Genomic DNA, 21,791 nt, shown 5'->3' on the forward strand with positions numbered 1-21,791 from the left:
ATATATACATTGGCGAGTTGATTCACCTACTTTATATACCTGGTTAGAATTAAAATAAATATAGTTATTATCTTCGAATACTTGTCCTACTCCCTCGGTATCTTCATTGTCACATTGAGGGATTTTACTTGTGTCTAATAGGTTTGTAAGTCCATCATTCGCACTTATTCTTGCGATATATTCAACGTTATTCTCTTCGTGGGTTAAATAAATACTGGCATCAAATTTAGCTATTGGGTACAAAACGAAATGATTGCTGGATACTTTTATATTTGATAATTTTTTACCTTTATTATCAGAACCATCAGTCAAGTAATCAAAATATAAAGAATATTTACCTGTTGCGTGCGTCATTGTTCTGAGGGCATTACCCTCTAAGTCGGAAATTATAGTCAGTTCTTGAGTGGTTTCATTGAAGCGATATAGATTAAACCCATTATTTACCAGTACTTCATCACTTGAATACTCTCTTATATCGAGAAAACCATTAAAAGGGAATATATCTGTATTCCATATCCTTGTCCCTGCTTCAGTGCCGTCAGTAATATACCAATTAGCCTTCAGGCCTGATTTGACAGAAAAATTACCATTTCCACGGAAAATAATATGTGTTGAGCTAATAAGAAATGAGTGGCTATTAAATGTGATGCTATTATCTGTAAGTAACTTAGTTGCTTCTTGTTGCCCATCTGTATCGATAAGAAGTCTTATTTCCCCTGTTTCTTTATCTAAAATATGCGGTTCAAAACCTGCAGTATTGGAAAAATGAAAAAAGAAAAAGCCTTTTTCTATTTCTAACACTTTGCTATTTTTTGACTCGAAATTGGGAAGGTTCACAGGATCAACAATATTTTTTTTTATAACTAAACTAGGGTATTGATGGTTAATATCTACATGATAAATTCCGTCTGTAGCTTTAGTTTTTGTATATGAAAGAGGTGAGATTAAAACTAATAATAGTCCGATATACGCGTATATAAATAACTTCATTTTTACCCTTGATGTTTTTATTTTAATAAATATTACACTAATAAAATGACTCGTGTAATAGGGGGTTGTCATACGTGTGACCTGGTCAAGTAAATTTAGTCACCCTAGTTAAGCTACTCCATCATGCATGTGTGTTGTATTTTTACCTTCAGCAATGAATCCAAGAGAATAAAAAATATAATGTTCATTTTTTTTAGTTCTTTAGGGGTAAGACTTAAGTTGTTTTCAGCATTAGCAGTGTAATAGAAAATTAGCGTGTATAGAATAAGGAGAATACTTTTCATTGAATGTTTATACCGACGATTGTTTTTCATTGATAATTTGCATGTATATTTAATTATTAGCTATAGGTAATATCAGAAAAAACTAACGGCTATCATTGGTGCTAATACCCAGTTCGGATATTTACACCATCAACTAATTTACCCTAATAAATTACAACCGCAGTTTTAGTGGCTTATAGATCAACGCCAATACCCTAAGCAACGGATTGAACCCTTTTTTACTCGTCCAAATGAACAAATGAACAAATAAAGGTTATATCAATAGATAAACCGATCATACTTACCCTAGGTAAAATTAGTGCCCCTTTCTTTATTAGGGAACGGGCAATTCAAAAAGGTGTGTATTTCGTTCCTATTAACTTATTTGTATGACAGGGTTAAATTACGTATAAGATGAAGAATAGGTGGGGTAAGGGAGTTTATTGGTGCTAGTAAGATTAACTATAGAATTCGACCAATCGATAGATACAAAAAAGCCCTAACCGAGGTTAGGGCTTGATGCTTCCTACGAAGGAATGGTGCCGACTGCCGGAGTCGAACTGGCGACCTACTGATTACAAGTCAGTTGCTCTACCAACTGAGCTAAGTCGGCACACGAAAACGTGTGCGATAATTATGTTCTATGAACTAACTATCTTGGCACCGAATCAACATCGGAACTTGTTGATTCTACAGTTAACTTAATTAAAAGCTAAAAGTGTAAATGGTGCCTCGACCCGGAATCGAACCAGGGACACGAGGATTTTCAATCCTCTGCTCTACCGACTGAGCTATCGAGGCACATTAACAATCATAATGATTGCTCTGTACATTGTCTTCTTGGCTGTGCCTTGAAGACGGGGCGTATTAAACTGTTTTTCGTTTACCCCGTCAACCCTTTTTTTTAAATAAATGTTTGTTTGCCGTTTTTTTCTACGTATTGTGCTTTTATGGAGCAATATGGCCAAGTTTTTCTATTTATTCGATGAGAATTTTTCTGTTCACTGTGAAAAAGTCATAAGTGATATGTGGGAATTACTCACCTAATTATTAATAATTTATCAAATTTAAATAATAATAATTGCGGTAATTGAACTTTTTCATTGTTTCTTGTTAATGCGGGCAAAAAAAAACGATAAATAATTTACCGTATTTTTTTTAAAATTTGCTATTCGAATTTTATTTTTTCTCTGGTGTATAGCCTTCAATATCAGGTTCTTTACCTTCGAAAAGATAAGCAACCATGGCTGTTTCTAAAAATGCGCGATCGTCGGGGTTCATCATGTTCATTTTCTTTTCGTTAATCAGCATGGTTTGCTTCTTTTGCCAAAGCCCCCAAGCTTCTTTAGAAATGTTATCAAAAATACGTTTGCCAATTTCGCCCGGATAAAGTTGAAAACCAAGGCCTTCGGCTTCTTTTTGTAAATTTTGGCAAAAAACGGTACGGCTCATAATTAATTCTCTTTTTGGCTAATGTATTTGTATGTATAAGTTAGTTAAACAGGTAATTGTTCAAGCTGTTTAATGAGTTTTTGCGTTGATGCGGCTAACCCCACTGACGCTACTGTGGCTAAATTGTACCATTGCAAAGTGCTATTTTCGCTAATTTCTTTTGCCGATAGCATTTCACAATCTACAACTATAGCTTCTATGTCGAGATGAAAGTGGCTAAAGGTATGTCGAAATTTGTCTAAAGCGAAGGTAGTGGTTTGCTTTAGGTTTAACTTGGTTAACAAGCCAGGTAATTCGTTAATATCTGATAACTCCAAAAAGCACCATAAACCGCCCCATATACCTGCAGGAGGGCGCTTTTCCATTAAAATTTGTTGCTCAATGCGAGGAATAACCATGATGGTGTGCTTTTCAGGAATGGTTTTTTTCGGTTTTTTTTGTGGATAGCTTGCTTGCTCGTCGCTGGCGTTGGCTAAACAGCTAGTATTAATGGGGCAGATATCACATTTAGGTTTAGATCGCGTACAAACCATCGCGCCTAAGTCCATCATGGCTTGATTAAATTGCGCCACACCAGTCTTGGGCGTTAGTGTTTCAGTGATTGGCCATAAGGTCTTTTCATATATAGCTTGGCCTGCATGCCCTTGTACTTTATAGCAGCGCGCTAGAACGCGTTTTACATTGCCGTCTAAAATCGCGTGGTGTTTATTTAACGCTAAACTTAATATGGCTCCAGCGGTTGAACGACCAATACCGGCTAGTGCGATAACGTCGTCAATATTTTCAGGAAATTTTCCGTGATAGTCGTCACGTATTGTTTTAGCGGTTTTGTGCAGGTTTCGTGCTCGTGCGTAGTAACCCAAACCTGTCCAATGATGAAGTACAGTATCTTCATCAGCATTGGCTAAATCAATAATATTAGGAAAGCTTTCCATAAATCTTAAATAGTAAGGAATAACCGTTGCTACTTGCGTTTGCTGTAACATAATTTCGGAAATCCATACCCGATAAGGGGTTTTATCTTGCTGCCATGGCAAGTGTTTTCTGCCTTGCAACTGAAACCATGATAATACTTGGTCGCTAAATTGTTGCGCAGATTTGGCTGATATAGTGGTTTTATTTGTCATAATGGCGACAGTGTAGCGAATAAAGCTGAGATTTTCATTGCAAAAATTTCTATTGCCACTATCCTCTCGCACAGAGTAAGTGTTAATAAAAATAAGGTTTGGCTTGAGCCAAGTCGTAAGGAATTAAAAATGAAAATAGATGCAAAAAATCGTAGTAATCGTTTACGTAAAAAATTACGTGTTGATGAGTTTCAAGAATTAGGTTTCGATATTGCTTGGAAACTTGATGATGGCACTGACAATGAGTCAGTTGATGCATTTTTAACGAAGTTTTTCGACGAAGCTATTGATCCAAACGGTTTAGGTTTCGGTGGTGAAGGTGATACTTTATGGCATGGTCTTATTTGTACTCAACAATTAGGTAAATGTACTGAAGAACACCGCCAATTAGTTGAGAAATGGTTAACAGATAACGGCGCAAGCTCAGTTACTGTTGGTCCATTATACGACGTTTGGTGGGCAGAGTAGCCTTTAGCAAACTCGTTTAAGCCATAAAATATATACGGGTGTTAAATTAGTTCTTGTGAGGCGTTATGCCGAGATTGAATTTCAGTCAGTAAACAAGGATAATATGCGCCCTAATTTCGATGAAGCAACTAAATAATAGATAGCATTATGATAGATAGAAGCCACAAAACCGTTGAACAAGCAGAGCAAGAAGGCAAGTACATTAGAAAGGTACGCAGCTTCGTTAAACGTGAAGGTCGCCTTACTAATGGTCAAGCAAAAGCTTTAGAGCAATTTTGGGATACCATGGGTTTGAACCATGAAAGTGGTTTAATTGATCCTAGTGCTTTGTTTGGCAATAATAACCCGGTTGTGCTCGAAATTGGCTTCGGTATGGGTAAGTCGTTAGTTGAAATGGCTAAAAATGCCCCTGAGCTTAACTTTATTGGTGTTGAAGTTCACCGTCCTGGCGTTGGTGCTTGTATTGGCTTAGCGCAAGAAGAAGGTGTTAATAACCTTAAAGTGTATGAGCACGATGCTATTGAAGTGTTAGCCGATTGTATTCCTGCCGAGAGTTTAACAACGGTTCAGTTGTTTTTCCCTGACCCTTGGCATAAAAAGAAGCATCATAAACGTCGTATCGTGCAAGCTAGTTTTGTTGAAGCTATACGTGAAAAGCTTAAAGTTGGTGGTGTGTTCCACATGGCTACCGACTGGGAAAATTACGCAGAATGTATGTTAGAAGATATGACATCTGCGCCAGGCTTTAACAACTTATCTGAAAACAATGATTATGTGCCGCGCCCTGATTCTCGTCCGTTAACTAAGTTTGAAGACCGAGGTCAAAACTTAGGCCATGGCGTTTGGGATCTACAGTTTAGTCGTATCAGTTAAAATAAAAAATAATTTATCTATATCAGTAAGGTGGTAAACGCTATGTTAATGCCACCTTTACTTAACCGTTAAATGTCGCAGTTGTAGCTATTGTTGCTGGCCGTTATCGGTGTAATTTATCGCGTTCAATATGGAACAAGTGCTGACTATTACGTAAATTCCCTGTCTCTTTTAACCATTGCTCATCAATAATCTCACGCATCAAGGCAGCTTGTAACGTTCGTGCAGTGCAAGCACTCCAATAGGTAATTGTGGCTTCCTGATGAACTTGAGTATTAGGGAGCTCATCGCAACGAGTTTGTGCCATTTCTTCAATAATACTATCAATAACTTTGGGTGTTAATTCTCGCTTGATTTGCTGTTTAAATTGGGTGAAATGCTTAGCACGCATTAACTGCCAAATTAGCCAAACTAAGAATAAAACTGCGATTACAACAATGATTTCCAAAACAGCGCTCAAATAATTCATAAAATAACGCGATATCATAGCAGTATTTTTTATTCACAGTTAAGGTTTTTAATGGTGATTATTTCATACTGTTTCTAGTACGTTAAACCCGACCTTGAGGCTTTAGATTAGTTGTTAGCATGTTGTTAAAGGTATAAAAAAAGGAAGCATAAAAGCTTCCTTTTTTAATTACACGTTCTTAAACGAAAACGTGTTAATACTCGATGGGTGCAGCAGTAGTGAGTAAACCTAATCCCGATTGCTGATATTGCTGTTTAAACTCGGCAATATCTTGCGCTAAGAAATGGTTAACTTCGTCTATTCCTTTTTTCAATGCAGCTTTACCTTGCGCTAAGTAAAGTTCAGCTGTGGGTGAAGGTTTACCGTAGCGACTGCCAGCATAGCCCCAAGCGATAAATATTTTAGAGCTTACTTTATAGCTTTCATCAACAATGCCATTGGTTTTAGGAATAGAGCGTAAGCTTTTATCTAGCTCTGCAATTTTTTTAATTAAAGCATCTGCACTGGTGCTAAGCATTTTTTCTGTACTTGTTGCTTTGCTTTTATCATCGGCTAATTTTCCTAACGCTTTATCAGCCATCGCTTTGATTAACTCAACATCTTTTTTACTATCCACTAAGGCATGAGCCGCTTTGGTGAGCGTTGAATACATGTCTACGGCTTGATGTTGTAAATTATAACTCGCAGTTAAATCTTGCGTAGAAACATTAAAGCGAGGATCTTTTAATACCTGTGCTGTGGTTTCAAATTCATGATGGTTTAATTTAACCGTGATGCTATAAGTACCGGGTACAACTTCAGGGCCAGCAGCTAAAATATCTTTGTCTTCTTCAGGTTCGTCGCCAGGCATATCTAACGCGCCATCAGACTCTAAACCCCATGCAATACGATTTATACCTTGTTTGATTTTACTGACAAATGTTCGGACCACTTCACCTTGACTGTTTTTAACCGTAATACGAGCTTTATCTGAAAGTGCAGGTTTCTTATCATCAGCTTTTTTAGCAACGGAGTTTTTATCTGCTTTGGCTTTTTCTGCTTTTGCTTTCTCCGCTTTATTTAACTGACGCGCTTTTTCTTTATCTTCATCCGGATGTACTAAATGTTCGCCTGATGCCATGATGGTCAGCGTAGCGCCATAAACTTCGTTTTCGCCAACATAAGCGGCGTCACCCCAGAAACGTGATGATGGTGCACGGTTAGTCACATACTGCTGACCATCAGAAACACTTAAAAGCTTTAATGGTGCTTTGAAAGAATCTTCAGATAAGCCACGCAGTGCACTGTAGTCATCAATAACAATAATCGAGCGACCATGTGTTCCCAGTACTAAATCATTCTCACGTTGTTGAATAGCCATGTCCATTACAGAAACCGTTGGTACACCTTGGTCATATTTAAACCAAGAATCACCGGCATCGGTAGAGGCATATAAGCCTAACTCAGTGCCTAAAAATAATAAGTCTTCATCAACATGATCTTGTTGCACGGATAGGGCATAACCTTTGATGTTTTTAGCGGTTAAATTGGTAAATTTACTACCATACTTTGAGGCTTTAAAAATATAAGGGCTCATGTCGCCACGGCGGTGATTATCAAAAACAATAAAAGCTTCGTCAGCATTATAAAGCGACGGTGTTATATGAGGAATAAATGCATTTTTTGGTGCTTTACGTGCTTTTTTCTCGACACTTTTCCAGGTTTCTCCACCGTCTTGTGTGACATGAATTCTCCCGTCATCTGTACCAATCCAAATAACCCCTTGTTTGATTGGGCTTGGCGCTATGGTAATAATTGCAGTGTTGTTTTCAGCGGCAGTAACGTCAGGGGTTAAACCACCTGAATCTTTATAGCGTTGAAAGTCTGGATTGTTGGTTGAAAGATCTTTAGAGATCACTTGCCAAGTTTCACCTCGGTCAGTTGATTTATGAACAAATTGACTACCATAATAAATAGTATCTTTGTTAAATGGGTCTTGTGCTAAGCCGGCATTCCAGTTGAAACGCAGTTCAGTTTCTGGGGTTGGTGGTGGTGGCATGATCAGACTTTGCTCACCGGTATTGAGATCCCAACGATTTAAATAACCCCCTTGTGATTGGCTATAGCCTTTTGTTACGTCATCAGGAAATGGCATGGCATCAAAACCGTCACCAAAACCAATTTCTTGCCAATGAACGTTACGAATGCCGGCGCTGTGCCAAACTTCCGCTGGGCCGCGCCAAGAACCGTTATCCTGTAAACCGCCATAAATATTGTAGGGTTGAGCATCATCAACGCGAATATGATAAAACTGAGAAATGGCTAGGTTTTGTACGAAACGCCAGCTGTCACCTTTGTCTTGGGTAATTGATACGCCGCCATCATTACCTAAAATTAAATGTTTTGAGTCATTAGGGTTTATCCATAAGGTGTGATTATCAATATGAATATTATTACCTGCAGCACAGCAATCAACTTTTTCAATCTTGTTAAAGGTTTTACCGCCATCAATGGAACGACGAACAAAGGTTGCTATGTTATAAATCACATCGGGATTATTTGGATCAACTTCAATTTCTGAATAGTAAAATGGACGATCAGCAACACCTATTTCATCATTAACTGTTCGCCAGCTGCTTCCGCCATCGTCAGAGCGCATAAGTGCACTTTTTTCAGCTTCTATTAATGCGTAAACAGTATTTGGCTGACTTTCGGCAACATCGAGTGTTATGCGGCCTAAATCACCTTCAGGTAAGCCATCTGCAGCGGTTTTTTCTTGCCAGGTTTCACCACCATCAAGTGAGACAAATAAGCCTGAACCTGGCCCACCAGATTCAAAACGGTCTGGCCAACGTCTAAATTGCCACATTGAGGCATAAAGCTTATTTGGGTTACTCGGATCCATTTTAATATCTGTTGCACCTGTGGTGTTATCAACAAATAGAATTTTCTGCCAGCTTTTACCACCGTCGATAGTTTTATAGATACCACGGTCTTTATTTTCAGCCCATAAGGTACCTAAAGCGGCAACATAAGCGATGTCTGGATTTGTTGGATGCAATGCAATGCGATTAATGTGCTCAGTATTTGCTAAGCCCATTTTGTTCCAACTTTTACCAGCATCAATTGATTTATAAATTCCGCCACCAATAGATACTGAGTTGCGAACATTACCTTCGCCGGTGCCCAACCAAACAATATCAGGGATTGCCTGATTAATAGCGATAGCGCCGGTTGAGGCATATTCTTCATGTTCAAAAATGGGTGTCCATTTCAATCCAGCATTTTCAGATTTCCATACACCACCTGACGCGGCCGAAGCATAGACAATATTAGGGTTTGAGATGACGGCTTCGATATCAGATATGCGTCCGCTTGTGGCTGCTGGACCAATATTTCTCACTTTGATACCTGACAGTAAATCGGTATCTATGGCGGCGGATGCACTGGTGCTAATAGCAGCAGTGAGCATCAAGGAGGTCAGAGATTTTTTCATCGATTTTCCCTATTATTTATATTTATCATTGTATGTTTATCGATAGCGTGTGATGAGATAAGACTTAAATTAAGTTGGTTATTTAGCCTTCTTTAATCATCACCACATCAAGCTTGAATTAGAGCACTTTAATTAGAATAGATTAGTTGTTAGATAATGTTTTATCACTTTATGATCTGTAATGATTTAGTGATACGCTAAATTGATTGATTTTTACGATATATGGCGAAACATTGTCACCGTGGCGAATCAATACAAATGCTATGAATCCTTGTAGTAAAAAGCGAGCAGTGTACTTAATTCAATATGTTTTTATTTAGCAATGTTAAGGCTTAAACTGCGCACCTTCATGCATTAACAGTTTAGCTTTTAAGCCTAAACCACCCGCATAGCCAGTTAATTTACCGTTACTACCAATAACTCGATGGCATGGCACTATAAGGGCGATAGGGTTGGCACCATTTGCTGTACCCACCGCGCGTACGGCTTTTTCGTTATTAATGCTTTTCGCAATCCAACCATAGCTTTTAGTTTCACCGCACGGGATCTCGGTTAACGCTTGCCAAACTTGTTTTTGAAAGTTAGTGCCTGTTGGCGCCAATGGCAGATCAAAGTGTTTTCTTTCACCGCTAAAGTACTCATCTAATTGCTGAATAACCTGAGTGAATTTGCTGTTGTTTTCAGAAAAGCCAGTAAAGGTAATTGGAGATTTTCCTGCTTGAAAGGCTAGGGCACTTAATCCATGGTCATTTGCCGTTAAGGCAATTTCACCTAAAGGTGATTGATAAATACAGTAATACATTTTGTGGTTCCTCAGAAATATGTCTTTGTGTTCACTATTTTTTTATTGTGTTGCTAACGACTGCCACAAATAAATAGCAGCATAAGCTCGCCAAGGTCGCCAACTTTCAGCCAATGCGAGTATATCTTTATTTCTAGGTTTTATTTCATTAAAAGTTAGGGCTTTAATAATACCTAAATCAGCGCTTGGAAACGCGTCTGGGTCGCTTAAACCTCGCATACCAATATAATTTACGGTCCAAGGGCCAATACCTTTGAGTTTTGTTAATGTTGCTTCTAATTCTTCAATGGTTAAACCTTTAGTAAATATACTCTCATGCTGCTGAAAATAGCTAACCCAGGTTTGCAATGTGGCAATACGAGAACGAGTTAAGCCAATGTCTTGATAATCTACATTCAATAATGCTGCAATTTTTGGGAAGTACTTTGTAGCATTAATGTTTTCGGGTTGCTCAATATCAACAAGGTCATCGCCATATTTTTCTGCGATGCGTTGTGCCAAGGTTGTTGCGCCTTTTACCGATATTTGTTGGCCGAGAATTGCTCGGATAGAAAATTCAAAAATATCCCAACACCCCGGTAATCGCAGGCCAGAAAATTGTTCAATAACTTTTGCTAATATCGGATGTGACTTTAAATGTTGATGAATAATTTGCATATCGGCGTCTAAATCAAACATTCGCCTAACACGAGCTATAATTTGATTTAGATAACTATAGTCAGTTAACTTAACCGTGAGGTTTAAGGCACTTTTGCTTGAGTGATGAGTGACTTTTATCCAGCCACGACAACTTTCTAGCTCAATGGTACGAAAATAATGTTCTGTAGTAATATCTTCAATGTTACTCATTTTTCTTGAGCGGAAAAAACTCAGCATTAACGGCCAGTCAAAGGGTGCTTTATAAGGTAATAAGATAGTAACTTGGTTTTCAGATGTCATTGTTTTATTGCCTCTGATCTCACTCGGCGACGTTTTGTAGGTTTGTAGAATGACTTCATTGAATCGACGTATGCTATTAAAGCCGGCAGCGAAAGCAACGTTTGTAATACTTAAGTGTGTTGTAGTGAGTAGTTTGTGCGCTAGCAATAATCGTTGCTGATGAAAAAACTCTGAAGGTGCTAATCCATAATACTGCACAAATAAACGACGAATTTGTCTGTCGCTGATTTCAAGTTGCTCAGCACACTTTTGTAAACTGAAACCGTTTTCGTAATAAGCTTGCGTTATTTGATTGATTTTTCTGGGTAATGGAAGGTTTGGCGCAAGTTGTGGAAAGCAGCGTTTACATGGCCTAAACCCTGATTTTTGTGCTAATTCTGCACTTTCATAATAAGTCACGTTTTCTGGCTTTGGAGGTCTAGCAGGGCAAATAGGACGACAAAAAATACCCGTTGTGATCACGGCGGTAAAAAACTTGCCATCAAAACGAGCATCACGACTTAAGCGGGCATTTTCGCAAACCTCTACACTGAACATACTTTTCCTTATGACGTCTTTTTATTTGATAATAGCTTTATTAAAGATTAATTTTATTTTTGACAGATCATACGTTAGACAATGTAAATAACTAGCGACAATCGGACAAGACCTAAAATATAAAGTTAATTGGTTTGTAATGAGTCGACTTATGAGTTTTAGATTAACATTCATAAGACATGGCGTGCTTTATAGGTTAAATTAAAGTGATAGGAAGTATTAACTTTGGTATAAAGGTTTTTTTGTCATATCGTTAATATCTGAAATTAAAAGTTGTTGTTTAGCTAGGTTATTAATTTACTTAACAACATGTTCGAAAGTGATAAACAAGGTGTGTATTAAGTAATGAGCAATAAGAGTGCTTTTAATAGTAAATTAAGTCGACGTGTCTTTATTTACATTTTTTTGTGCAGTGCTTTATTGTCAGTTGCCTCTACGTTGATTCAATTGTACGTAGATTTTCAAAACGGTGTTAACACTCTTGATGAACGTTTTGACAATATTGAATCAAGTTATAACCAATCAATTTCTACCAGTTTATGGGATTTTAATGAAGGACTGGTTGAGCAACAAATTGCCGGTATTCAACGTCTGCCTGATATTCGCCATGTTCGGTTAACCACTAGTTTTGGGAAAATATACCAAGTGGGCGATATTCTTACCGAAGCTAAAAAAGTGGAAAGCCATCCTATTTCATTTGAAGGTAATATTATTGGCACTATGATTATTTCTGCTGACTATCAGGATATTTATCAGCATTTGTGGCAAAAAGCCGGTTTTATTATTTTTACTGAATTTATCAAAATATTTATAGTCGCACTCTGTACCTTTTTTATTGTTCATTGGTTTATTACCCGTCATTTATATCGTATTACTCTTTATTCTCAAGCAATGAGTGGGGATAGTTTAGATCGACCATTAATGCTAGAAAATCGTGGCAAAAAAACTGATGAACTTGATGAGCTGGTTTCGGCTATTAATGACATGCGACTAACACTTCAAAACGATATGATTAAATTAGAAGATGCCGAAAATGCCTTGATTAACCTCAATGGCGACTTAGAAATTAAAGTTTATGAGCGCACATCTAAATTATCTGAAAGTAATCAGCAGTTACAAAACTCGCTTGATGCGCTAACCCTAGCTAAAGATCAACTCGTACAGTCAGAAAAAATGGCATCACTAGGGCAATTGGTTGCAGGTGTTGCGCACGAAGTAAATACGCCGTTGGGTATCTGTGTTACATCACTTAGCGCTTTAAAAGAAAAATTTCATGAGCTTGAACAGGCACTGAGTGATGAAACACTAACAAGAAAGCAATTAACTTCAATTTTAGACTTATTTGGTGAGTATGAAAAAATTATTGACCGTAGTTTAAATAAAGCGGTTGATTTAATTCGAGGTTTTAAATCAGTTGCGGTTGAATATCATACCGATCCTAAGATAAAAATTAATTTATCTCAGCATGTTCACGACATTGTTAATACAGTGAAAACTTTATTCAAACAGAAAAATTATACGATTAAAATATTGGTCGATGAAGACCTTAATTTAGTAACTTTTCCAAGTGCTTGGAATCAAATATTAACTAACTTTTTGACTAATTCACATTATCACGGTTTTGAAAATACGATAGAAGGTGACATATCTATAGAGTTTAAGGTGATTGAACAACACCTTGTACTGACATATCAAGATAATGGTAAAGGTTTAGATGATAAGGTTAAAGATAAAATATTCGACCCTTTTGTGACTACAAAACGAGGCTCAGGTGGTTCAGGGCTTGGAATGAATATTGTTTATAATTTAGTTAATACCAAACTTAGCGGTAGTATAAAAATTGTAACTACTGATCATGGATGCTGCTTTGTTGTTGAGGCGCCTCTTGAAGATGAGTCTGGCGATAATAGTATTAAAGAAGGGCCTGAATTAACATTAATTCCATAATGTTATCAGGCATATTATTTTTCATCATTGGTAGTATTTAAAATACTCACTATTATGATTTCTATAAGTCGTAAGCTCAATCCAAACTAATCCAACTTCACCCAAAAATATATTTAGGTTTTATGGCTTTATATTTTTTTGGGAGGTAGGTTAAGCAAAAAAATAAGCGGTTAACGTCCATAGTACACCAGCAAGAGAAGCTGCCAGAGCTGCGGGTGCAAGCTGAGATTTTACATGGTCCATTAAGTCACAGCCTGTTGTCATCGCGCTAAGAATCGTGGTATCTGAAATAGGCGAACACTGATCTCCGAAAACACTGCCGTTTAGAACCGTTGCGAAACAAAGCATCATAAACAATTCAGGATTTGTTACCCCTTGGCTTTGACAAATAGCCCATGCTAATGGCATCGCTAAAGGAAAAGCTATCGCATAAGTTCCCCAACTGGTACCAGTGGAAAAAGCAATAATCATAGTGATCAGCTGTAAAATTACCGGTAAACACCAAAATGGGAGTTGCTCTCCAAGCAGAGACACCAAAAATAAACCTCCACCTGTTTCTTTACTGATACTGCCAATAATAACCGCTAGCATTAAAATAACTGATGCGAATACCACGCCTTTTAAGCCGTTACCAAAGCCGTCAACTACATTATTTAAAGACATTCCTTTGATCAAAGCAATAACAGCAGAAAGTAATAATGCAGCGCCAAAAGCCCAATTAATTTTAGGCGAACCGAGCATAACAAAACTACCAATAGCAATGGCGGTTAAAGTAACTAAAGGTAAAATAAATTCAAGTACATGAGGCTTATACCCTTGCGGTATATCTGTGCTTTGTAACTCTTTCGCGCTTAACGGCTTAGCTCCTGGAGCATCGAGCTTACTTGTGGTTTCAGCACGAAGCTTTGCTGCTCGTATGCGCTTACCAGAAAAAGTGGTGATATTAAGGCTCAGTAGTAACGTGCCTGTAACAGCAAACATACTGTAAAAGCTAAACGGAATACTTTGGAAGAAAAAACTGATCCGGTCAGCCTCTGTGGCTAAAAAAGAAACACCGGGAATAAATATCAATGCTTGAACATATGCTGGCCAAGCATTAAAAGCCAAAATTGATGCAATAGGGGAAGCTGTTGAATCTACAATGTAGCTCATTTCTTCGTGACTTACCTTTGCTTTGTCTGCCAAAGGTCGCACTGTGGTGCCAACTAAAACGGTGCTCATTGTGCCGCCTTGGAAAAATAACATCCCTAAAAGCCATGAAACTAACTTTGCTGATTTTCTCCCTTTGACAAAATGTTTAGTCATGTAATTAGCAAAAGCTTGCGCTGCACCTGTTTTAGACCATATACCTAATAAACCACCCAGTAACCATAAATACAGCAACAGCAATGCAGCGGTGCCTTCTTTGGCAAGGTTTGGAATAATCACTTTGTCAGTTAAGTCGTAACGTCCGAGCATAATAGAGCCAACAATAACACCGCCAAGTAATGCGGTAAGGGGCTCTCGTGTTAATAAACACAAAATAATAGTGATTAAGGCAGGTAAAAGTGACCATATACCAAAATGAAAGGCTGGTTTTAATAATTTTAATTGTTGTTTTTCGTCGGTAACCCATTGCTGTTTAAGCTTTGGTGGACTGTTTTTATTATTAAGGTTTTGCTGATTAAGTGGAGAATCTTCATAATTGACGACAGAATCAATTATGACTTTTTGTTCTTTATAAATATAGCTAGAAACACCTGTTTCATTGGTACTTACATCGTACACATAGCTTTGTTCTACCCAATGAGGTGCGATAAATTGTTTTATGTAAATTGCCGATAATATGGCAAAAATAAAGGTAACTAAAGCGATTCTATTGCTTTTTATTGGCATAAATGTCTCTTTTTTTTATTTGAGATTTATTTACTCAGTCTTATTGTGTTATATGCCAAGCATAATTTATATCTTTAACGATAACAGAATATTGAAGCGATGAAAGGGGGATTAGATCTGAAGTTATAAGTTTTTAAAATACTCGTTTAGCAAGTTTTTGAACATCATGTGTTTTTATAGCCTTACAGTACGCTATTGTTTTGTGTTTAGCTCGTGGTTCTTTATAATGGTAATAACATTTTTAGGAAGCCTTGTATGAGCATTGTATATAAAACTAGAACTCAATTAGTTGTTGAAACCCTTAGAGAAAAAATACTAAGTGGTGAGATTAAAGCGGGTCAACCTTTGAGACAGGCCGCACTTGCAAGTGAACTTAATGTTAGCCGAATTCCGGTGCGAGAAGCTTTACTGCAACTTGAAGGTGAGGGCTTAGTGGTTTTTGAACCACATAAAGGAGCAACGGCGACTGAACTTAATGCAGAACTAGTTGATGAGTTATTTGAATTGCGCGCTATGCTAGAAGCTGATTTACTGGCTAATTCTTTGCCAAATATTAGCGACGAAAAGTTAGAGGAAGCCACTCAGTTTCTGTTGAAATTAGATAAAGCCCTTGGTCAAGAGAATGCCGCCAATACATGGAGTGAGCTTAATTCAGGCTATCATAACTGTTTATATTCGGGCGCTAATCGACCACAAACATTAGACTTGGTAAATACACTGAATAAAAGCGCAGATCGTTATATTCGCATGCATTTACTTTGGGCTGGTGGAATATCTAAGGCTGAATCTGAGCACAATGAAATTTTAGCCTTAAGTAAAGCGCGTAATATTGATGCTGCTGTTGCATTGCTCAAGCAACATATTTTAGGATCTCGTGATGAAATTAAAGCCTTTTTAGAAGCACGTGAATCAAAAATGAATAGCTAACCATTTCGAAATAAAACTGAAATAAACTCTCCACACAAGTAGCGATTTTCTTACGAATATTACTTGTTTTTCTTGATGTTTACCTTGATGTTAATTTGAACAAATATTGACATTTTACTGATATTTCTATAGTATTCCGGCGCCTTCAAACCCCGAATGATAACGTTTTTCGTTTAACTTACTTGGTATAACTTATCATTAAGTCAATTTTTGGGGGCTATGCCCAATTTAATTAATTCAAGCTAGTTTTATACTGTGCTTGTTTTTTGATGTTCTAATCAAAGTAGAGAAAATAATGTTTGAATTACACGCCAGTAAAGTGGCAAATTTAAAAAATGATGTTTTGTCAGGTTTCACTGTAGCCTTAGCCTTGGTGCCTGAAGCCGTAGCATTTGCTTTTGTTGCTGGTGTTGAGCCCTTAGTTGGTTTATACGCTGCATTTATGGTGGGTTTAATCACATCTATTTTCGGTGGCCGACCAGGTATGATTTCTGGTGCTACAGGCGCCATGGCGGTTGTAATGGTGAGTTTAGTTGCTATTCACGGTGTCGAATACTTATTTGCCACTGTTGTACTGACCGGGTTACTGCAAATACTAGCGGGGCTGTTCAAGCTCGGTAAGTTTATTCGCTTAGTACCTCATCCAGTTATGCTTGGCTTTGTTAATGGCTTAGCTATTGTTATTTTCCTTGCGCAGTTAGGGCAATTTAAGGTGACTAATGAAGATGGCGTATTAGCGTGGATGCAAGGTAGCCAAATGTTAACTATGGTTGGTCTTATCGTGTTAACTATGGGTATTATTCACTTTTTACCTAAGTTAACTAAAGCTGTTCCGTCATCACTTGTTGCCATTGTCGTTGTAACATTACTTGCGCAAAGCCTTGATTTAGATGCGCGCACAGTCGTCGACTTTGTAAGAGATATGACCAATGACCCTATGGCTTCTATTGCCGGCGGTTTACCACAATTTAGTATTCCAAGCGTGCCATTTAGCTTAGAAACACTGCAAGTTATTTTACCTTTTGCTCTGATTTTAGCAGCTATTGGTTTAATCGAATCATTACTGACGTTAACATTAATTGATGAGTTAACTGGCACACGTGGTCACGGTAACAAAGAATGTGTTGCACAGGGTGCAGCAAATACAGTAACAGGTTTCTTTGGTGGCATGGGTGGTTGTGCCATGATTGGACAGTCAATGATCAATGTTAACTCTGGCGGTCGTGGCCGTATGTCGGGTGTTACTGCAGCACTTGCATTACTAGGTTTTATTTTATTTGGTTCTAACCTAATTGAACAAATACCGCTAGCGGCACTTGTTGGTGTTATGTTTATTGTTGTTATTGGAACCTTTGAATGGTCAAGTATTCGTATTCTAGGTAAAGTGCCAAAAGCAGACGCTTTTGTCATTATATTAGTTTCTGCGGTTACGGTAGCTACTGATTTAGCCATAGCCGTTGTGGTTGGTGTTATTGTATCTGCATTAGTATTTGCTTGGGAGCATGCTAAACATGTTGTTGTGCACCGTTCAGTTAATGCTAACGGTTCAACGGTTTATGATGTAAGTGGCCCGTTATTTTTTGGTTCAGTATCGAGCTTTTTAGAACAGTTTGATATGGAAGGCGATAGTGATGACGTTATCGTTGAGTTTAAAAATTCACGCGTTGCTGACCATTCGGCTATTGAAGCCATAGATACTTTAGCAGAGCGTTATATTAGCCGTGGTAAGCAAATGCATTTAAGACATTTAAGTAAAGAATGTACACAACTGTTAACTAAGGCTGGCAGCTTAGTCGAAATTAATGTTATCGAAGACCCTGATTACCATATTGCTACTGATAAACTCGGTTAACAAATTCTATAAAATATTAATTGGGTATATACTTTAGCGTATCTACCCAATGGTTTAATTCAATTAATAGTAATTGATAGTACGCGATGAATATGAAATGCAATTAGAATTTTTTGATGTGCCTAGCCCATGTGTTGGAATTTGTCAGTCTGATGACAAAGGCCAATGCTCGGGATGTTTTCGTACACGAGACGAACGCTTAAATTGGATAGCTTTTGATTCTAATGAACGTCAAAAAGTCATTAAACGTTGTCAGCAACGTGAAAAGCGTAAAACTAAACCTACTGGAGTTAAAGTAGCTGAAGTTATTGTTGAAAATAAACAAGCTTCGTTACTTGACCCTCCAAGTAAAAAACGCCTTGATAATAGTAATGAAATCGACTTTGGTGATTTCGAACTGTAAGGCTTATAGCTCAACTCTACCCTTTTATCGCATATAGTTAGCCATTCAACGCAATTGCTTAACTCCCCTCATTGTCTGACTTGTTGTCAGCGACAATTCATAATATTGTAGCTATTAATACTTTGTTAACATAATGCCGTTAACTTCTAACGTTTACGTTAAATAACTTAACTTGAATAATAAGCGCTTACATATCTGCCTGAAAATCACTTTTCTGCATTGTGTTGAGTAAAACAGGAATAAATTTATGCAAAAATTTCTACCATCATTAGTGACAGCAGCACTCGCTGTTGCTTTAACGGGTTGTTTGCAAAGCGAACAGCAAGACGAAAAAGTCGTTATAAACAAAAACCCATATCCAAGTACCTATAAAGTATTACCGCTGGAAACTACACTGATAAAAAATGCCACGGTATTAACCGGTACTGGTAAACGTTTGGATAATGCTGATGTTTTGATGGTAGATGGTAAAATTAGCCAAATTGGTAAAAACTTAGTTGCTGAAGGTGCGGTTGAAGTTGATGCTAATGGTAAATGGATAACGCCTGGTATTATTGACGTACATTCACACTTAGGTGTTTATCCTAGTCCTTCTGTTGAATCTCACTCTGACGGCAATGAAATGAGTTCGCCTAATACTTCTGAAGTATGGGCTGAGCATAGTATATGGCCGCAAGATCCAGGTTTTGAAGCCGCTCGTGCTGGTGGTATTACTACACTACAAATCCTACCTGGTTCAGCAAATTTATTTGGTGGTCGAGGTGTAACTTTGCGCAATGTGCCAAGTCATACCATGCAAGGCATGAAATTCCCAGATGCACCTTACGGTTTAAAAATGGCCTGTGGTGAGAACCCTAAACGTGTGTATGGTAGCCGTAAAGTCTTACCTTCAACACGCATGGGTAATATGGCGGGTTATCGCATGGCTTGGGCTGATGCAACCGAATATAAGCGCGCTTGGGAAAAATATGATGCAGATTTTGAAGCAGGTAAAAACCCATTAGCACCAGAGCGTGATATCGAATTAGATACCTTAAAAGGTGTACTTGATGGTGATATTTTAATTCATAACCATTGCTATAAAGCTGAAGAAATGGCGATGATGATCGATCTTGGTAAAGAGTTTAATTACCATTCAGGTACTTTCCATCACGCCGTTGAAGCATACAAAATTGCAGATACATTGGCTGAAAATGGTAACTGTGCAGCTATGTGGCCAGATTGGTGGGGCTTTAAAATGGAAGCTTATGACATGGTTCATGAAAACGTTGCTATTGTTGATGCGATGAAAAATTCATGTGCGGTAGTGCATTCTGATTCTGCCAGTACAATCCAACGCTTAAACCAAGAAGCAGGCAAAGTTATGTATCGTGCAAACGAAAATGGCTTTGAAATAACGCCTGAACTTGCCATAACTTGGATCACCGCTAATGCAGCAAAATCGATTGGTGTAGCTGAAGAAACCGGTAGTTTAGAAAATGGTAAAAAAGCGGATGTCGTTATTTGGAATCAAAACCCATTTAGTGTTTATGCGCAAGCTGAACAGGTGTTTGTAGATGGTGCAAAAGTGTACGATCGATTTGATGAAAAATACCAAGCGAAAAGCGATTTCTTGTTAGGTCAAAGGTAAGGTGAAGATTATGAAACATATTAAATTATTTAAATCATCGCTAATGGTATTGGCACTTGCAAGTTCGACGGCTAGTTTTGCCCAAAGTATTGCAATCACTAATGCGACAGTGCACACAGTAACCGAACAAGGTGTACTAGAAAACGCGACCGTAGTCTTTGAAGATGGGAAAGTTATTGCCATCAACCCTGAAACACTTAATGCTGAGACCATTATTGATGCTAAAGGGAAAATTTTAACACCAGGTTTAATTGGCTCAATGAACCAATTAGGCTTAGTAGAAGTTAGCGCTGTTTCAAAAAGTCGTGATGCTAGCGATAAAAAAGCTGATATTACCTTTGATGCAAGCTTAGCATTTAATTCGCGTTCTTCCGTTATCCCTTATAGTCGTAAGGGCGGTATTACCAGTAATGTTGTCAGCCCTAAAGGTGGTGACGATATGTTTAAAGGTCAAACTTTTGTAGCAGATCTTTCTGGTGAGTTTGACAGTGTTCGATCAACACATAATAACGTCGTGATTGATTTAGGCGCTAAAAGTAAAGGCTCGCGAGCACTAAGCTTGCAAAATTTACAATTTAAACTCGAAGATGCTGTTAAGGAATTAGCAAAAGCGAAAAAGAAAACTGATGATGATAAAGACAAAAAAGAAGCAAAAGAACCAAGTCGTGAAGCGCAAGTTATCAACGCGCTCCTTAGTGGTGACAAAGCGCTAGTTGCTTACGCTGATCGCGCTACTGATTTACTCGCTTTGTTAAAAATCAAAGAGCAATTTTCTCTTGATTTAGTGTTTGTTGGTGCTGCAGATGCCGTATTGATTGCAGATAAAATTGCTCAGGCTAACGTGCCTGTTGTAATGACTGCTTTAGATAACTTACCTGGTAGTTTTGATTCTTTGCATTCGTCACTTGATAATGCTGCAAAACTAACTAAAGCTGGCGTTAAAGTAGCTCTATCAATTAGTGGTGATACCCATAACCTTTATCAGCTGCGTTATCATGCCGGTAATGCTATCGCTAACGGTTTATCGCCTGATGCAGCACTTGCAGCCGTAACGGTTAACGTAGCTCAAGCATTTAATCTTGATAGTGGCACTATCGCTGTAGGTAAAACGGCAGATTTAGTGTTGTGGAGTGCTGACCCATTTGAACTTAGCACTAAGGTTAGTCAGATGTGGATTAATGGTAAAGAGTATTCGACCATAAGCCGTCAAGATGCTTTGCGTGACCGTTATACAACGTCGAGCGATATGCCTAAAGCTTACGTGAAGTAATGTAAAAAATATGCGTTATCTACGTTTTTAAAACTTCGTGATAATGTTAATGCCCGTCAGTTAATCACTGACGGGGTTCCTCCCTCATTTATCACTTACTAACACCTAAAACCAAATTAATTACCTGCCCATCTTTATTGGTCACATAAAGCTTTCTGCATCATAAATTTCATTTAAAGCATAAATAGCGACATTTCATACTGAGTATTTTACTGATAAAAATAACTATCTCGTTAGTCCAATGGATATTAATCGGAAGCTAAGAACGTAAATACTACGATTAATGAGTAAAGTTTACATACTATTGAATTTTAAATAACAATGGATAACTTTTAAGGTGCTGTTTTTATAGGTATTTAATTGTTTTTTTCGTTGGTCTAATATTTGCAAATCTAATATTTAAAATGATTATTTAATTAATATAAGCACTATTAAATGCAATAGGGTTTATATTTGAAATAGCACTTATGATTAAATTTCGGTATCAGCAAT

Annotated in this window: 16 protein-coding genes and 2 tRNA genes; 8 read left to right on the forward strand and 10 right to left on the reverse strand. The window is 37.7% G+C overall.

Annotated elements, in window-relative coordinates; all coding sequences use genetic code 11:
• From H4J50_RS07545 to mutY, 5 genes are all read right to left on the reverse strand, one after another.
• Window positions 1-990: hypothetical protein (locus H4J50_RS07545; RefSeq protein WP_182255473.1), on the reverse strand; the 990-nt coding region annotated here is incomplete at its 3' end.
• 800 nt (window positions 991-1,790) lie between these two features.
• Window positions 1,791-1,866 (reverse strand) — tRNA-Thr (locus H4J50_RS07550).
• Between the two features lie 112 nt (window positions 1,867-1,978).
• Window positions 1,979-2,054: transfer RNA gene (locus tag H4J50_RS07555), tRNA-Phe, on the reverse strand.
• Window positions 2,055-2,432: 378 nt separating this feature from the next.
• Window positions 2,433-2,705: an oxidative damage protection protein gene (locus H4J50_RS07560; RefSeq protein ID WP_081151890.1), complete on the reverse strand. Its 273-nt coding sequence runs from the start codon at window positions 2,703-2,705 to the stop codon at window positions 2,433-2,435.
• A gap of 44 nt (window positions 2,706-2,749) precedes the next feature.
• A complete protein-coding gene (gene mutY, locus H4J50_RS07565; RefSeq protein ID WP_182255474.1) occupies window positions 2,750-3,832 on the reverse strand; it encodes an A/G-specific adenine glycosylase in 1,083 nt (360 codons plus the stop codon).
• Between the two features lie 129 nt (window positions 3,833-3,961).
• On the opposite strand from mutY, the gene H4J50_RS07570 reads away from it, so the two are divergent.
• Both H4J50_RS07570 and trmB read left to right on the forward strand, forming a co-directional pair.
• On the forward strand, window positions 3,962-4,300 hold the full coding sequence (locus H4J50_RS07570; RefSeq protein ID WP_108457013.1) for a YggL family protein: 339 nt from the start codon (window positions 3,962-3,964) through the stop codon (window positions 4,298-4,300).
• Between the two features lie 147 nt (window positions 4,301-4,447).
• Window positions 4,448-5,173, forward strand: a complete 726-nt coding sequence (trmB, locus tag H4J50_RS07575; RefSeq protein WP_182255475.1) for a tRNA (guanosine(46)-N7)-methyltransferase TrmB — start codon at window positions 4,448-4,450, stop codon at window positions 5,171-5,173.
• Window positions 5,174-5,276: 103 nt separating this feature from the next.
• Here the strand turns inward: trmB and H4J50_RS07580 are convergent, their stop codons facing one another.
• The 4 genes from H4J50_RS07580 to H4J50_RS07595 form a co-directional block, all read right to left on the reverse strand.
• Window positions 5,277-5,642: a hypothetical protein gene (locus H4J50_RS07580; protein ID WP_239059006.1), complete on the reverse strand. Its 366-nt coding sequence runs from the start codon at window positions 5,640-5,642 to the stop codon at window positions 5,277-5,279.
• A 193-nt stretch (window positions 5,643-5,835) separates the two neighbouring features.
• Window positions 5,836-9,117, reverse strand: a complete 3,282-nt coding sequence (locus H4J50_RS07585) for a VPS10 domain-containing protein (protein ID WP_182255476.1) — start codon at window positions 9,115-9,117, stop codon at window positions 5,836-5,838.
• A gap of 325 nt (window positions 9,118-9,442) precedes the next feature.
• Entirely contained in the window at window positions 9,443-9,919 is a 477-nt protein-coding gene (locus H4J50_RS07590; RefSeq protein ID WP_182255477.1) for a methylated-DNA--[protein]-cysteine S-methyltransferase, read from the reverse strand.
• A gap of 42 nt (window positions 9,920-9,961) precedes the next feature.
• Window positions 9,962-11,395 carry a DNA-3-methyladenine glycosylase 2 family protein gene (locus H4J50_RS07595; protein ID WP_182255478.1) on the reverse strand — a complete coding sequence of 478 codons (1,434 nt, stop codon included), beginning with the start codon at window positions 11,393-11,395 and terminating at the stop codon, window positions 9,962-9,964.
• Window positions 11,396-11,740: 345 nt separating this feature from the next.
• Between H4J50_RS07595 and H4J50_RS07600 the strand changes: the two genes are divergently transcribed.
• Window positions 11,741-13,342, forward strand: coding sequence for an ATP-binding protein (locus H4J50_RS07600; RefSeq protein ID WP_182255479.1), 1,602 nt, complete (start codon window positions 11,741-11,743; stop codon window positions 13,340-13,342).
• Between the two features lie 150 nt (window positions 13,343-13,492).
• Here H4J50_RS07600 and H4J50_RS07605 read toward each other — a convergent pair whose 3' ends face one another.
• Window positions 13,493-15,217, reverse strand: a complete 1,725-nt coding sequence (locus tag H4J50_RS07605) for a Na+/H+ antiporter NhaC family protein (RefSeq protein ID WP_182255480.1) — start codon at window positions 15,215-15,217, stop codon at window positions 13,493-13,495.
• A gap of 255 nt (window positions 15,218-15,472) precedes the next feature.
• Here H4J50_RS07605 and H4J50_RS07610 point away from each other — a divergent pair, with 255 nt between their 5' ends.
• From H4J50_RS07610 to H4J50_RS07630, 5 genes are all read left to right on the forward strand, one after another.
• A complete protein-coding gene (locus H4J50_RS07610) occupies window positions 15,473-16,144 on the forward strand; it encodes a GntR family transcriptional regulator (protein WP_108457006.1) in 672 nt (223 codons plus the stop codon).
• 295 nt (window positions 16,145-16,439) lie between these two features.
• Entirely contained in the window at window positions 16,440-17,996 is a 1,557-nt protein-coding gene (locus H4J50_RS07615) for a SulP family inorganic anion transporter (RefSeq protein ID WP_108457005.1), read from the forward strand.
• A gap of 97 nt (window positions 17,997-18,093) precedes the next feature.
• On the forward strand, window positions 18,094-18,399 hold the full coding sequence (locus H4J50_RS07620; protein ID WP_182255481.1) for a DUF1289 domain-containing protein: 306 nt from the start codon (window positions 18,094-18,096) through the stop codon (window positions 18,397-18,399).
• Window positions 18,400-18,646: 247 nt separating this feature from the next.
• Window positions 18,647-20,029, forward strand: a complete 1,383-nt coding sequence (locus H4J50_RS07625) for an amidohydrolase (protein WP_108457003.1) — start codon at window positions 18,647-18,649, stop codon at window positions 20,027-20,029.
• Window positions 20,030-20,039: 10 nt separating this feature from the next.
• Window positions 20,040-21,299 (forward strand): amidohydrolase family protein, encoded by a 1,260-nt coding sequence (locus H4J50_RS07630; protein ID WP_182255483.1) that lies wholly within the window; start codon window positions 20,040-20,042, stop codon window positions 21,297-21,299.
• Window positions 21,300-21,791: the final 492 nt, after the last annotated feature.

Source organism: Colwellia sp. 6M3 (assembly GCF_014077595.1).
GTDB lineage: Bacteria > Pseudomonadota > Gammaproteobacteria > Enterobacterales > Alteromonadaceae > Cognaticolwellia.

Coding starts and splice junctions, on each gene's coding strand:
- H4J50_RS07585 (WP_182255476.1), bottom strand. CDS start 9,117: ATGAAAAAATCTCTGACCTCCTTGATGCTCACTGCTGCTATTAGCACC.
- H4J50_RS07595 (WP_182255478.1), bottom strand. CDS start 11,395: ATGTTCAGTGTAGAGGTTTGCGAAAATGCCCGCTTAAGTCGTGATGCT.
- H4J50_RS07570 (WP_108457013.1), top strand. CDS start 3,962: ATGAAAATAGATGCAAAAAATCGTAGTAATCGTTTACGTAAAAAATTA.
- H4J50_RS07600 (WP_182255479.1), top strand. CDS start 11,741: ATGAGCAATAAGAGTGCTTTTAATAGTAAATTAAGTCGACGTGTCTTT.
- H4J50_RS07580 (WP_239059006.1), bottom strand. CDS start 5,642: ATGAATTATTTGAGCGCTGTTTTGGAAATCATTGTTGTAATCGCAGTT.
- H4J50_RS07610 (WP_108457006.1), top strand. CDS start 15,473: ATGAGCATTGTATATAAAACTAGAACTCAATTAGTTGTTGAAACCCTT.
- H4J50_RS07620 (WP_182255481.1), top strand. CDS start 18,094: ATGCAATTAGAATTTTTTGATGTGCCTAGCCCATGTGTTGGAATTTGT.
- H4J50_RS07630 (WP_182255483.1), top strand. CDS start 20,040: ATGAAACATATTAAATTATTTAAATCATCGCTAATGGTATTGGCACTT.
- H4J50_RS07625 (WP_108457003.1), top strand. CDS start 18,647: ATGCAAAAATTTCTACCATCATTAGTGACAGCAGCACTCGCTGTTGCT.
- H4J50_RS07605 (WP_182255480.1), bottom strand. CDS start 15,217: ATGCCAATAAAAAGCAATAGAATCGCTTTAGTTACCTTTATTTTTGCC.
- trmB (WP_182255475.1), top strand. CDS start 4,448: ATGATAGATAGAAGCCACAAAACCGTTGAACAAGCAGAGCAAGAAGGC.
- H4J50_RS07560 (WP_081151890.1), bottom strand. CDS start 2,705: ATGAGCCGTACCGTTTTTTGCCAAAATTTACAAAAAGAAGCCGAAGGC.
- H4J50_RS07590 (WP_182255477.1), bottom strand. CDS start 9,919: ATGTATTACTGTATTTATCAATCACCTTTAGGTGAAATTGCCTTAACG.
- mutY (WP_182255474.1), bottom strand. CDS start 3,832: ATGACAAATAAAACCACTATATCAGCCAAATCTGCGCAACAATTTAGC.
- H4J50_RS07615 (WP_108457005.1), top strand. CDS start 16,440: ATGTTTGAATTACACGCCAGTAAAGTGGCAAATTTAAAAAATGATGTT.